Below are 13,096 nucleotides of genomic sequence, written 5' to 3' on the forward strand. Positions count from 1 at the left end.
TCAGGTCCCGTCCAGGGCCGCGCGGTCCTCCGCCGCCGCGAGCATCCGCTCCTGCCGATCCAGCACCGCCGGCTGCTCGGGCCGCGCGACGTCCTGGGCCGCCCGGAGCCGACCGTGCCGGGTGACCAGGGCGACGGCCGCCGACCGCCGCATGCCCACGGCCTCCCCCTCGGCGGCCAGTGCGCGCCGCATCCGGCGCCGGTAGGAGCGCCGCACCAGGACGTAGACGGCCATCGTGCTGGCGAAGACCGCGGCGACCTTCACCAGGACGGCGGCGATCCCCTCACCGAACAGCGGTGCGTCGAGCAGCCAGTGCTGGCCCATCGCGAGCAGGACGAGCAGGGCCGCGAGCACCGCGCGCCGCCGCTCCGGCCGCCAGCGGGCGGCGGCGAGCAGCCCCACGGCGGTACCGGCCACGGCCGACATCGCCCAGTGCGAACCCAGGCCGGTGAGGCCGACCCGCACCACCGTGGTCGTGGCCACCGCCAGTGCCGGGTCCGTGGCCCCGGCCCGGGTCACGGCCTGGAACGCGTAGACGAGGTTCTCGCTCACCTCGAACCCGAGCCCGACGAGCGCGCCCAGCACGAAGCCGTCGACCGGGTCGCGCAGCGCCCGGGGGAAGACGACCGCGACCAGGACGATTCCCGCGAGTTTGAGGAGCTCCTCGTTGACGGGCGCGGTCAGCGCAGCGTCCCAGGCGCCCGTGACGTCCAGTCCCAGGAGCTTGGACCAGACCGCGCTGAGCCCCCCGTTGGCGACGATCCCCGCGCCCGTCGCCGCCGTCATCCCCCACACCGCGGCGACCGCGCTGGGGACCGGGTCGGGGGCGCGCACCGGGCGGATCCGGCGCAGGATCCAGAACCCGAACGCGAACGTCGCCGCCGCGAACGCCAGGGCCAGCACCGCCGCCCACGGGAAGACGCGGATGTGCCCGGTGAACTGGACCACCTGCAGGACCAGTCCGGCCAGGCAGGCCGTGGCGATCACGACGGCACCGACCAGGGCGGGGAGTCGGTGCGGGCCCTGCGGTGCGGGGGCCGGGCCGCGGGGTTCGCGGGGCGCCTCGGTCACGCCGACCCCCCCTCGGAGAAGGCGATCGACCGGACGACGTCCTCGACCGCGGCGAGGTCCGCCGGGGTGGCGTCCGGCCCGGACAGGACCAGCTGCACCGCGAACACGCCGTCGGGGGAGGGGTAGAGGGCCGCGACCCCGTCCTCGTCGCCGCTCAGCGGACCGGTCAGCCCCGGTGCCCCCGCGTCGGCGGCGACGGGGCGCGGATCGCCCAGCCGGGCGTCCGGATCCTCGGTCCGGACGATCCTCCCCAGTCCGTGCCACAGCTCGGTGGCGCTGGGCGGTGTCTCCTCCACGGGGACGACGGAGCGCACGGTCAGCTCCACCGGTCCACGGCTGAACAGGTAGGACCGGTCGGCCGTGCTGGCGGCGGGGTGCAGCTCCCACCCGCCGCGCTCGAAGGTCAGCGCCGCGTCGTAGCCGCCCTCGGACCCGACCCGCAGCGCCTGACCGGAGCGCACCGGCTCGGTGTCGGGCAGGGCGGCGTTCAGCAGCGGCCAGACCGTCACCAGCAGCACGGTCACCGCCGTGGCCGCGCCCAGGGGGACCCAGGCGCCCGGGCCGTGGTCCGGTGGCCGCGGGCCTGGGTCCCGTCCGTCCGTGTCCGCCATCGCGCCCCTCCGTCTCCGTGGCCCGGTGCCGGTTCCAGAGAAACACCCGGATGTGCGGAGGAAGGGGATGAAAGCGCCACTTGGTGCATGTTTGCTGGGGATTTCACCTGACCGGGGGAGGTCAGAGCGTCGGGATCAGCCCTCCGTCGACGCGGACCGTCGATCCGGTGACGTAGGCGGCCTGCTCGCTGGCGAGGAAGGCGGCCACCGCGCCGTACTCCTCCGGGTCGCCGTACCGCCCCGCCGGGATGGCGGCGCGCGAGTCGGCCTCGACCTCGGCCAGGGGGCGGCCCTCGCGTTCGGCCCTCGCCCGGTCCAGGGCCTCGGTGCGCGACGTGGCCACCCGTCCGGGCACGATGACGTTGGCCGTCACCCCGAACGGCGCCAACTCGCGGGCCGCGGTCTTGGACCAGGCGTGCAGCGAGGAACGCAGGGTGTTGGAGATCCCGAGGTTCGGGATCGGTGCGACCGCGCCCGACGAGGTGCTCGTGATGATCCGTCCCCACCGGCGTTCGCGCATGCCGCCCACGACGGCGTCGGTGAGCGCGATGACCGGCAGGACCATCGCCGCGTACTGCTCCTGCCACAGTCCCGTGTCCTGTTCCAGGGCGGGGGTGGGCGGCGGCCCGCCGGTGTTGTTGACCAGGATGTCGACCGGGCCCAGCTCCTCGGCCACGCGCGCGGCGACCTCACCGGCCCGGTCGTGGTCGGACAGGTCCCAGACCGTCCCCGTGGCGCGGACACCGCGTTCGGCGCAGGCCGCGACGGTGGCGTCCAGTCGCTCCCGGTCGCGGCCGGTGACGGCCACGTCGACCCCCTCGGCCGCCAGGGCGACGGCCATGGCGCGACCGAGCCCGGAGCTGGCGGCGGTGACCAGGGCGACCCTTCCGGCGATTCCCAGATCCATGTGATCCTCCGATTCCTGCTCGTACTCACCGCATCCTGGCAGTCCCACCGCGCGGCGCGCGTGCCGGGGCCACCGGTCAGCCCGTGTCGGCCCCCACCGGCGGGTTGGCGCGGGAGTACTCGGGCGCGCCGGGGGAGAGCAGCCCGGCCCCGGGGCTGGCGACCACCTCCTGCACCGTGAACTCGACCGAGCGCCGGGCCCCGGGGGTGTCGTCCTCCCAGCGGACCCGTGCCGTCCCCGTGAGCTGGAGCAGGTCTCCGGTCTCCCAGTCGGGCACGAGGAGCCCGGCCCGGGGGTTGACCCAGAGGTTGCCCAGGGTCATGAACATGGCGTTTCCGACGTAGTCCGGCCAGCTGAGCAGCTCGGGCGAGTGCACGGCCAGGAAGCCGGGGGCGCCGCCCCGGTGGCTGGCGTCGGCCGCGCCCGAGTCGCTGGCGGTCGCGACGAAGAACGTGTCCGCCCGGCGCAGGACCTCCTGCTGCGCTCCGGTCAGCCGCTCGCCCCTCGTCGGCGGGGCGTCCGCCGGGACGGAGGGCACCGGGTCCCGCCGCTGGATGTACTTCGGGCAGTTGGCGTACACCTGGTCGGCCGTGATGCGCAGACCCTCGGGGCCGCGGGAGCGCGCCGTGCCGTTGACGCGCATGCGGCGTCTGGCCACCGGGTCGAGGGCGACCGCGCCGACCTGGACGGGGCCGTCGCTGAGGACCCCGGCCAGGGGGTCGCCGTCGCGGAGCGCGGCGGCGACGTCGACGGTGCGCTCGTCACGCGCCCGGAGGAACCCGGGAGCCCCGGTGAGGAGCGAGGACCACACGCGGCCGTCGCGGTCGGCCGCGCCCAGGACGAACACGCGTCGTGTGGCGAGGAACCGCGCGGCGACGTCGGGGATGGTGTCGCGGACGGACCGTCCCGCGTGGTCCGCCGGGGCCGTCAGGCCGCTGCGGGCCTGTACCGCCCGTTCTCCCGGATGGTAGGTGCCCATGCCGTCGTCTTTCCTTCGTGGCGGGGGCGGCGCCCCGTTTCCGGGGCACCGCGAAACGGGGGTTCCGGTCAGAAGAAACCGCAGGTGGGAGCGGAGGCGACGGGGGCCTGGGCCCCCTCGGCGCCCGTGGGCGCGTAGACCTCCAGCCGGATACCGTCCGGGTCGTGGAAGAACACGCCGCCGGAGGAGGCGCCCTCACCGTGCGGGACCACGCCGTCGTAGGCGAAGCGGACTCCCGAGGCGCGTAGCCGCGTCTCCACCTCGCGTACCTCCTCGACCGTCTCCACCTGGAAGGACAGGTGGTGCAGACCGGATGCGTCCTTCCGGAACGGCTCCGACGCCTGCCGCCACAGGGTCAGGGCGAGTTCGCCGTCCCTGCCGAGGAAGGCGAACGCGCGGCCCTCCTCCGTGCCCCGGCCCATCACCTCGAACTCCAGGGCCAGCGTGTAGAAGTCCACGGAGCGCTCGATGTCGGTGACGTTGAGACCCACGTGCCCGGTCTTCACCTTGGTCAGTGCCACAGCACACCTCTCTCAGGGTTCGCCGGATTGGTCTAACCGGCTAAATGGATATTAGAGGGTTAGATCGTGGTGTGCAACCGTTAAAACGAACTTGAGTGGTTAGATGGTGTCACTGGTACGATCCAGGCGGTCCCGCGCGGACGCGGGCCTGGGACGACGCACGAGGCGGGGAGCGATGGCTTCGACGGTCACGAGGCGGCGACCGCTGGTCGGCGAGCCGGTCGCCGTGGACCTGCTCAACACCCGGTGGGTCGAGGGAACGACTCGGCGCGACCTGCTCGACGGGGTCGACGGTCTGCGCCAGTGGCTGGGCGAGGCGGGCCTGGACACGCGGTTCGACGCCGACGTCCGGACGCTGGACCGGGTGCTGCTCGCCCGCGGCGCCCTGGCCGTGCTCGTGGACGCGCCCGAGGACGCCGAGGCGACCGCGCGGCTCAACGAGGTCCTCGACCACGGCTTCGTGCGCAGACGGCTGCGCGACGGGGCCCCGGCGGTCACCGTCGAGTTCGACGACCCCGCGTGGGGTCCGGCCTGGACCGCGGCCGCCGACTACCTCGACCTGCTCGACGCCCCGGACCGCATCCGCGGGTGCGCCAACCCCGCCTGTGTCCTCCACTTCTTCGACACGTCCAGGAACGGCACCCGACGCTGGTGCTCCATGTCCGGGTGCGGCAACCGGGCCAAGGCCGCGCGGCACCACGCGCGCGCCGCCGGCCGCCGGTAGACCTCCGGGGCGTGCGCTACCCCGAACCGGACGAGGGCCCGTCCGGTTCTCCGGGTTCCCCGTCCGACCCTTCGGTCGGGGATTCCCCCGGCTCGCCGGGCTCCTCCCACCCGGTCGGGTAGCGTCGCCCGTCCGGCTCCTCGTCCCAGTACTCCGGCGACGCGTTCCGCCGGGCGCGGGCCTGTTCGAGGGAGATGACGCCGATGACGATGAGGATCACCACGACCGGGACGGCCAGGGCCACCAGTACGCCGATCAGCCAACCGAGAGTCGGCCATTCCACGGTCCCTCACCACCCTCCCGGGAGACGGGTCCTTCCACTACCCGGCGCCCCGGCGGACAAACGCCGACCAGGGCGCCCGGACACCGGGTCAGTCCGCCCGGGCGTGCGGTTCGATCTCGGCGAGTTCGGCGCCGGTGAGGTCCAGCGCGCACACGGCGGCCACGTCCTCCTCCAACTGGGCGACACCGGTGGCGCCGACCACCGCCGAGGTGACGCGTTCGTCGCGCAGCACCCAGGCGAGCGCCATCTGCGCGAGGGTCCGCCCCCTCCGCTCGGCGACGCCCTCCAGGGCGCGGACCCGCTCCCACACGCTCTCGGTGATCGTCTCACCCGGGGGGAGGGGAGGCGCGTCCCCGCCGGGACGGGACCCCTCCGGCGCGCTCCGCAGATGGCGGTGGGAGAGCAGCCCCCGCGCCAGGGGCGCGTCGGCGACACATCCCGCACCGAGGTCGTCGAGCACGTCCAACAGGCCGTCCTCGGCCCGCCGGTCGAACATCGAGTAGGGCGTCTGGTGGACGAGCATCGGCGTGCCCAGGCGGCGGAGGACCCCGGCGGCCCGCCGGGTCAGCTCGGGGGAGTAGCCGGACACCCCGGCGTACAGGGCCTTGCCCTGGCGCACGGCCGCGTCCAACGCGCCCATGGTCTCCTCCAGCGGGGTGTCGGGATCCGGGCGCTCGTGGTGGAAGACGTCCACGTGGTCGAGCCCCAGCCGGGCCAGGCTCCGGTCGAGACCGGCCAGCAGCGTCTTGCGGGAGCCGCCCTCTCCGCACGGTCCGCGCCACGCGGAGCCCCCCGCCTTGGTCGTGACGACCACCTCGTCCCGGTAGGGGCGCAGTTCGCGGGTGAGCACACGGCCGAGGACCTCCTCCGCGGCCCCGGCGGGCGGTCCGTGGGTGCCCGACACGTCGAAGTGGGTCACGCCCAGGTCGAAGGCGCGCAGCAGGACCGCGCGCTGGGCCTCGAACCCGCGGTCCTCACCGAAGCCGTGCCTCAGACCGAGTGACAGCACCGGAAGGCACAGGCCGCTGCGGCCGCACCGGCGCCGCGGCATCGTGTCGTAGCGGGCGGGAGCGGCGACGTAGATCACGGAAGGACCCCCTGACGTCGGCGGACTCGGGTCGCGACCATCCTCGCACCGGCGGCGGCCCAGGACGGGGAGACCGGGCGGGGGCTGGCCCGGGCTTTACCCGCTTCCACGGGGCGCCGGGTGTGCGATGCTGGAGGTGAGGCGGTGCGGCCGACCACGGCCGACGGGCCGAGGAACGCATGGCCGCACCCGCATCCCCGGCCTGACGACCAGGGAGGAGGACGGACCATGCGCACCCGTATCCGCGACGCGGCCCCGCGCTACCCCGATCCGATGCCGCCGGACCCGTTCCCCCCGACACCCGTACCGCCGCCCCCGCCGGACCCGGAGCCCACGCCGCCCGGCCCCGTGCCCGAACCACCGGGACCCGAGCCCGAACCCGAACCGGCCTGAGCGCGCTGGGCGCATCCGGCACCGGTCAGGCGGAGGCCCGCGTGAGCCGGGCCGCCTGCTCCTCGGTCAGCTCCAGGGTGTGGACCGGGAGCAGGTCCGCCAGCTGGGCCGTGTCGCGCGCGCTCGCGATCGCCGACACCACGCCCGGACGGCCGGCCAGCCACGCCAGGGCCACGGCCGCCGGCGACACTCCGTGCTCGGCCGCGACCGAGTCCAGGGCCTCCAGCACGCGTGCGCCGCGCGGGTCGTCGAGGTAGGTGCGGGCGCTTCCGGCGCGCGGGCTGTCCACGTCCGGGCCGCCGGGTCGGTACTTGCCGGTGAGGAAGCCCCGGGCCAGACCGAAGTAGGGCAGCAGCGCCAGCCCGCGTTCCCGGGCGAGGGGGACCAGGTCGGTCTCGATGTCGCGTTCCATCAGGTTGTAGTGGGGCTGGACGCACACCGGCGCGTGCAGGCCGCGGTCCGCGCAGATGTCCAGCCACTCCCGGATCCGGTCCGGGCTGTGGTTGGACAGCCCGATGTACCGGATGACGCCCTCGTCCACCAGGGACGAGAAGACCTCGGCGCTCTCGGCCAGCGGCGTGTCGGGGTCGTCGAAGTGCGCGTAGTACAGGTCGATGGTCGCCACGCCCAGCCGTTTGAGGGAGGCGTGGGCGGCGGCCCGGACGTTGTCGCGGGACAGGCCGCGGAACTCCGGGTGCTGGCTCACCTTGGTCGCGATGACCAGGCCGTCGGGACGGCCGCGGGCGGCCAGCCACGCCCCGATGACGGTCTCCGACTCGCCGCCCCGGTGGCCCTCGGCCCACGCGGAGTAGGAGTCCGCGGTGTCGACGACGGTGCCTCCGGCCGCCGTGTAGGCGTCCAGGATCCGGAACGAGTCGGCCTCGTCCGCGGTCCAGCCGAAGACGTTGCCGCCCAGGCAGAGCGGGGAGACGTACAGGTCGGAGCGGCCGAGCCTGCGGAGTCTGGTGTCGTTCATGCTCACCGTGTTCGGGTAGGAGGTTCGGTGGTCGCGGTCAGGTTAGGGCAGTGGGGCCTCGGGCTCCACGCCTTTTCCCGGGGCTCCTCGTGTCCGGTGGACGGAACGGCCGGAAGCGGCCAACGCGGTCGCGCCGGCCGGTCGGTGCGCTGATACCGGGTGTCGCATGGGTACGCTGCCCATGCCCCCAGCCGCACAGCGTCCGTGAGGTTCCCCGTGAGTGACGACCAGTTCGACGGCCAGCGCCCCCGAGCCTCCCACGAGGTCAGCAACCGGGCGGGCGGGGTGTCGGGGAACGGCACACAGGTCCAGGCCGCGACGATCGGGGCGGTCCACTTCCACGGCGGCGGTTCCGAGGCGGCCGCCGCCGGTTTCGGGCCCTTCGCCCCGCCGCCGTTCGTCGACCGTGAGGGACCGCTCGCACGGTTCCGGAGCGTGGTGGAGGAGGGAGAGGAGTACGCGACCCTGCTGACCGTGGTCGCCGAACCGGGAGGGGGCGCGAGCGCGTTCGCCCTCAAGGGCCTCTTCGACGCCTACCGGCGCGACCGGGGCCGGTTCCCCGGAGGGTTCTTCTTCGTCAATCTGTTCAGGGAGAGCACTCCGGTGGCGGTGGGCGAGCTGCTGCGGGCGGCGGGGGTCGACGAGAGGGACGTTCCGGCCACCCAGGAGGCGCGGGTGCGCCGCCTGCGGCGAACCTACGCGAACCTGGTGCAGGAGGGGCGCCCCTTCGCGGTCCTGGTGGACAGCCCCGCCACGCCGTACGACCTCCTCCCCTTCGTCGCCACCGGTCCGGGCTGTCTCACCGTGGTCGCCACGTCGGGGGCGCTCGACCCGCGCACCCTGGACCCCGAGGGGCGGGCCCTGATCCGCCACACGCGCAAGCGGGGCATCACCCTGGACGGGCTCCCGCCCGCCGACGCCGAACGGATGTTCCTGGCGGAGGCGGGCGTCGACCCGGTCACCCCGCGCGAGCGGGCGATGGTCGCCGACTTCGTGGCCGGAGCGGACGGCAACCCCGGGCGGATCGCCGACCTCGCCCTGGACGTGGCCATGCGCGCCCTGGGCGGCGACCCCGACCCCCTGGCGTCGGCGCACCGGGAGCTGGTCGGTCCCGCGACCGTGCCCGGACTCGGCCCCCGGGACCGGGCGGACCTGGGCGGGCTGCCGGAGGAGCTGCGCGGTCTCGCCGTCGCCCTGGCCCGGCTCCCGGACACCGACCTCGGCGTCGGGATGGTCGCCGACGTGGTGGAACGGGGGGCGGACCCGGCCCGGGTACGCGAGCGGCTCGACGCTCTGGTGGCGTACCGGGTCCTGGGCCCCGCGAGCGAGGACACGCGCCGGTACCGCTTCGTCTCCGCGGCCCGGCGGCGCTCCCTGGCCGAGCACGGCGCGGGAGGGGCGGGTGTGCTCCGCGCCGCCCTCACCCACTACTTCGGGCTGGTGCGCGCCGCGCACGACGTGCTGCTGCCGCACCGGTGGCTCCAGACGGACATCGACGGGTCGAGCGCCTTCCCCGGCGCGGGGCTCCCAGCCGACACCGGGGGCGGCGGACGCGCGGCGGCCGCCGCCCGCGTACGGGGCCTGCTGGACCCCGAGCGCCGCGCGCTGCGCGCGGTGGTCCTGGCGGCGGTCGAACCCGACGAGCTGCGCGCCGCCGCCGAACTCTGCGAGGTCGCGTGGGCGTACTGGTTCACCGGCGGATACTTCACCGACGTGGTCGACACCCACTCGGCCCTGTTGGACCGCGCGCTGGGCACCCCGCACGTCGACCCCGCCCGCCTGGCCCGCCTGTGCGTGCAGTCGTCGATCGCCCACCGGCGCGACGGTGAGCTCGCGCGGGCGCGCGACCGCGCCGAACGCGCCGTGGAGCTGGCGGAGGGCACCCACCCCCTGGCGGAGTACACCGCCAGGGAGGCGCTCGCCGACGCCGTCTGGGCCGGGGGCGACTCCGCTGCCGCCGCCGACCGGTTCGCCGAGGCACTGCGGGCCGCCCTGGACATCGAGCCCCGCGACGACCGCGCACTGGGTATCGCCGAGCGCAAGCTGGCCCGGGCCCGGCTCGAACTGGGCCGCCTGGACGCGGCCGAGGAGCTGCTGATCGGAGCCCTCGGACGGTTCCGCGACGACGACCACCAGAACCTGGCCCGCGTGCGCACCGTCCTGGGCGAACTGCGCGCCCGCCAGGGGTGCCTGGCACAGGCCCTGGCGGAGTGGGAAAGGGCCGTCCACCACCACACCGTGCTGGGGGACCGGCGCCGTGTGGGGGACGTGTACGTCGTCCGGGCGAACGCGCGTGCCGGGTCGGACCCGTCGGCCGCGCGCGCCGACCTGGAGATCGCGCTGGAGTGCTACACGGACGCCGAGGCCGTGCGGGAGGCGGAGCGGGTGCGGGCCCGCCTGGCGGAGGGGGTCTAGAGGGGCTCGATCCGGACGGTGAGCGTCGCGTCGCCGCAGTGGACGGTGAGGTCGTCCCGCGGTGGCGTCCCGTCGGCGTGGAGGTGCCACAGGGCCGAGGCGAACACGGTCGGGTCGAACCCGCGGGGGCCGAGGACGTGGCGGAGGCGGTACCGCCCACCGTCGCGGGTGGCCGCGAGGCAGTCGTCGCCGTCGGCGAGCGCGGCGACGCGGGCGCGGGGGTGGTCGTCCAGGGCGGCGGAGATCCGCTCCCACATCGCGCCCTGGGCGGGCCCGCACACGATCACGGTGGCGGTGTCGCGCCAGCGCGCCTGCGGTTCGTCGGTGGCCGCGACCACGTGCGGGCGGTGCAGGGACAGGCGCCCCGTGGCGACCAGGTCGGCGGGGTGGCGGCGGACGCGGACGCCGTCGGCCGAGCCCTCGACGGTCGCCATCAGCGGTGTGTGGTCGGGGGCGTCGGGCCAGCCCCGGCGGTGGGGGACGGGTGGCTCGGGCGGTGCGGTGCGCACGTCGCGGGCGGGTTCGGGCAGGTCGAGCAGGGAGTAGAACGTCGACCGCAGGACCTTGCCCGACTCTCCAGGCAGGGAGGTCAGCAGCCGTGTGGTGGCCTCGAACCGGTCGGGCGTGTGGCGGGCGGCGTCCGCCCGCAGCTGCGGCAGGAGCGGCCGGTCGGCCCGTAGCCGCGCGGCGCTTCGTCCGAACTCCGCGATGGGCGACTCCGGGGCCATCTCGTGGTGGGGGAAGGCGCCGAGCATGGTGTGGGCGCCCAGGGCGGCCCCGTAGAACGTGACGGAGCCGTGGTCGCCGATGACGTGGTCGGCGGCCACCAGGGCGGCCTGCCAGCCCTGGCGGGGAGGCAGCACGCGCAGCCCGGCGCGTTCGCAGTCGGCCAGCCAGGCGCGCACCTGCCAGGGGCCGTGGCCGTGCCAGACGTTGGGGTGCAGGGCGAGCGCGATCCGGTACTCGTCGACCGGAAGTTCCTCCAGGAGCCGGTTCAGGACGCCCGGCCACGCGCCGAGCAGTGAGGTCGGTCCCCAGGTCGAGCTGACCAGGACGAGTGCGCGGCCGCCGACCTCCAGGCGGTCGCGGTAGCGGTCACGCCAGGGCAGTCCGGCCAGGATGCGGTCGTAGGTGGGGTCCCCGCCGACGACGGCCGAGTCCACCGCCTCGGGGCACGCGGCGTCCAGCCGGTCGAGCTGTTCGGAGTGGGAGAGGACGAGCGTCCCGGGGACCAGGCGGCCGTCCCGGACGAGGGTCTCCCGGGAGAGGCCGAAGACACCGTTCCCGGCGGAGTCGGATTCCGGGTTTCCCGTTTCCCGTTTCCCGTTTCCCGTTTCCCGTTTCCCGTTTCCCGTTTCCCGTTTCCCGAGTTTATTGTACCCGGCGCCGTGGGAGAGGACGACGAGCGGGGCCTTGAGGAGGTGCAGGTCGTCGCCGTAGCTCGCGGCGATGGCGAGGTCGAATTCCTCCTCCAGCGCCTGCTCCCAGGGCGCGACGACGGCGCCGATGTCCTGGAGGAATTCGGTGACCCCCTCGCGGAAGTTGGAGGTCCGCGCCCGGGTGAACACGACCTGGACGCGCGGGTCGGATTCCAGCAGGGGCAGGATGTCGAGCAGCCGGGTGAGCGCCGTGACCGTGTGCGCCACCACCAGGACCCGGCGGCTGTCGGGGGCGGTGGACCACGCGGGGGCCGCCCCGATCGGTACCCGTAGCCGCTCGTCGACCGACATGCGTCCTCCGTCCGTTGTGCCCCACCTGGCGACGGGACAGCGTACCGAAGCGGCGCGCGGGTCGGTCGCCGCGGCCGGGTCGTGTCCGCGCCGCCGATCCGCCGAGACATCCCATGTGTGGGGCATGCCACGCGCTGAGCTGGGCGGAACGTAATTTCCTACCAAAAGGGTGGGATAGTCTCTTGTGCGGACGGGTCCACCCACAGCCGGCCCCGGCCCACGGGTGTCCGGAGCCCCACCGGCCCCGGCCCCTCCCCTGATCCGCCACCCCACGATCACGAAGGAGCGCACCATGCGCACGACCCCGACCGTCATCGGCGCCGCAGCCGTCACCCTGGCGCTCGCCGCCTGCGGTGCTCCCAGCGAGCAGGCCGCCAGTGAGGCCGCCGAGGCCGGGGCGCTCCGGATCGGGGTGAGCCCCGTGCCGCACGGCGACATCCTCGCCTTCATCGACGAGAACCTCGCCGAGGAGGCCGGGCTGGACCTGCGGATCGAGGAGATCTCCGACTACAACACCCCCAACGCGGCCCTGGCCGAGGGGGAGCTGGACGCCAACTACTTCCAGCACCGCGCCTTCCTCGCCGAGTGGCAGGAGAACGGCCCCGACGCCGAGTTCGCCTACGTCACCGACGTGCACATCGAGCGCCTCGGCCTGTACTCCGAGAGCGTCGAGTCCCTGGAGGACCTGCCCGAGGGCGCCGAGATCGCGGTCCCCAACGACCCCGCCAACCTCAACCGCGCCCTGCGCGTCCTGGAGGCCGAGGGTCTGGTGGAGATCGACCCGGAGGCCGGGGAGACCGCCACCGAGAAGGACATCACCGACAACCCCGAGGACCTCGTGGTCACCCCGCTGGAGGCCGCCCAGCTGCCGCGCTCCATCGCCGACGTGGACGCCGCGATCGTCAACGGCAACTACGCCATCGAGGCCGGGCTGACCGAGGACGCCAACGTCCTGGCCTGGGAGCCGGAGGGTGAGGACTACGTCGAGACCTACGCCAACGGTCTGGTGACCCTGGCGGAGAACGCCGAGGACGAGCGCATCCTCCAGCTGGTCGAGCTCCTGCACGACGAGCGGGTCCTGGACTACATCGAGCGCACCTGGCAGGGCGTCGTCCTGCCCGTCGACGCCGACGGCGCGGTCGTCGAGACCGAGGGCGTCGTCGAGACCGAGTAACGACCGCGACGACCGCGCGCGCAGGCGCCCGGAACCGGCGCGGACCGCCGGACGCGCCGCGTCCGGCGGCGACCCAGCGAGGGTGGCGGAGCTCCCCGGCTCCGCCACCCTCGCGTCGTGTTCGGGGGCGGTCCCCGTGTTCCGGGCTGGGTGAGGCGGATCACTCTTTCGGCGGCGCGGGGTGCGCACGGGGCGGGAGAACGCGTTCGGTGGCCGGTGGTCGGG

Annotated in this window: 13 protein-coding genes; 4 read left to right on the top strand and 9 right to left on the bottom strand. The window is 74.7% G+C overall.

What is annotated here, in order from left to right; translation table 11 throughout:
• From DVR05_RS08560 to DVR05_RS08580, 5 genes are all read right to left on the bottom strand, one after another.
• A complete protein-coding gene (locus DVR05_RS08560; RefSeq protein WP_116245275.1) occupies nt 1–1,071 on the bottom strand; it encodes a PrsW family intramembrane metalloprotease in 1,071 nt (356 codons plus the stop codon).
• On the bottom strand, nt 1,068–1,682 hold the full coding sequence (locus DVR05_RS08565) for a hypothetical protein (RefSeq protein ID WP_116245276.1): 615 nt from the start codon (nt 1,680–1,682) through the stop codon (nt 1,068–1,070). Before DVR05_RS08565 ends, DVR05_RS08560 begins: the two co-directional genes overlap by 4 nt.
• Nucleotides 1,683–1,803: 121 nt before the next feature.
• Entirely contained in the window at nt 1,804–2,589 is a 786-nt protein-coding gene (locus DVR05_RS08570) for an SDR family oxidoreductase (protein ID WP_116245277.1), read from the bottom strand.
• 76 nt (nt 2,590–2,665) lie between these two features.
• Nucleotides 2,666–3,568, bottom strand: coding sequence for a pyridoxamine 5'-phosphate oxidase family protein (locus DVR05_RS08575; protein WP_116245278.1), 903 nt, complete (start codon nt 3,566–3,568; stop codon nt 2,666–2,668).
• A gap of 68 nt (nt 3,569–3,636) precedes the next feature.
• Nucleotides 3,637–4,089, bottom strand: a complete 453-nt coding sequence (locus DVR05_RS08580; RefSeq protein WP_198659091.1) for a VOC family protein — start codon at nt 4,087–4,089, stop codon at nt 3,637–3,639.
• A 175-nt stretch (nt 4,090–4,264) separates the two neighbouring features.
• Between DVR05_RS08580 and DVR05_RS08585 the strand changes: the two genes are divergently transcribed.
• Nucleotides 4,265–4,813, top strand: coding sequence for a CGNR zinc finger domain-containing protein (locus DVR05_RS08585; RefSeq protein WP_116245279.1), 549 nt, complete (start codon nt 4,265–4,267; stop codon nt 4,811–4,813).
• Between the two features lie 16 nt (nt 4,814–4,829).
• Here DVR05_RS08585 and DVR05_RS08590 read toward each other — a convergent pair whose 3' ends face one another.
• Both DVR05_RS08590 and DVR05_RS08595 read right to left on the bottom strand, forming a co-directional pair.
• Nucleotides 4,830–5,096 (bottom strand): hypothetical protein, encoded by a 267-nt coding sequence (locus DVR05_RS08590; RefSeq protein ID WP_116245280.1) that lies wholly within the window; start codon nt 5,094–5,096, stop codon nt 4,830–4,832.
• Nucleotides 5,097–5,184: 88 nt separating this feature from the next.
• Nucleotides 5,185–6,183: an aldo/keto reductase gene (locus DVR05_RS08595; protein WP_116245281.1), complete on the bottom strand. Its 999-nt coding sequence runs from the start codon at nt 6,181–6,183 to the stop codon at nt 5,185–5,187.
• Nucleotides 6,184–6,411: 228 nt separating this feature from the next.
• Here DVR05_RS08595 and DVR05_RS26970 point away from each other — a divergent pair, with 228 nt between their 5' ends.
• Entirely contained in the window at nt 6,412–6,576 is a 165-nt protein-coding gene (locus DVR05_RS26970; protein WP_198659092.1) for a hypothetical protein, read from the top strand.
• A gap of 25 nt (nt 6,577–6,601) precedes the next feature.
• On the opposite strand, the gene DVR05_RS08600 is transcribed toward DVR05_RS26970, so the two are convergent.
• Nucleotides 6,602–7,552: an aldo/keto reductase gene (locus tag DVR05_RS08600; protein ID WP_116245282.1), complete on the bottom strand. Its 951-nt coding sequence runs from the start codon at nt 7,550–7,552 to the stop codon at nt 6,602–6,604.
• 216 nt (nt 7,553–7,768) lie between these two features.
• Here DVR05_RS08600 and DVR05_RS08605 point away from each other — a divergent pair, with 216 nt between their 5' ends.
• Complete coding sequence (locus tag DVR05_RS08605; protein ID WP_116245283.1) at nt 7,769–9,967, top strand: tetratricopeptide repeat protein; 2,199 nt, start codon at nt 7,769–7,771, stop codon at nt 9,965–9,967.
• Here the strand turns inward: DVR05_RS08605 and DVR05_RS26540 are convergent.
• Nucleotides 9,964–11,697, bottom strand: a complete 1,734-nt coding sequence (locus DVR05_RS26540; RefSeq protein ID WP_157982409.1) for a hypothetical protein — start codon at nt 11,695–11,697, stop codon at nt 9,964–9,966. The genes DVR05_RS08605 and DVR05_RS26540 overlap by 4 nt on opposite strands.
• Nucleotides 11,698–11,989: 292 nt before the next feature.
• Between DVR05_RS26540 and DVR05_RS08615 the strand changes: the two genes are divergently transcribed.
• A complete protein-coding gene (locus tag DVR05_RS08615) occupies nt 11,990–12,871 on the top strand; it encodes a MetQ/NlpA family ABC transporter substrate-binding protein (RefSeq protein WP_116245284.1) in 882 nt (293 codons plus the stop codon).
• The last annotated feature ends 225 nt before the right edge of the window (nt 12,872–13,096 follow it).

Origin of the sequence: Nocardiopsis sp. FIRDI 009, assembly GCF_003386285.1 — a bacterium.
Lineage (GTDB): Bacteria > Actinomycetota > Actinomycetes > Streptosporangiales > Streptosporangiaceae > Nocardiopsis.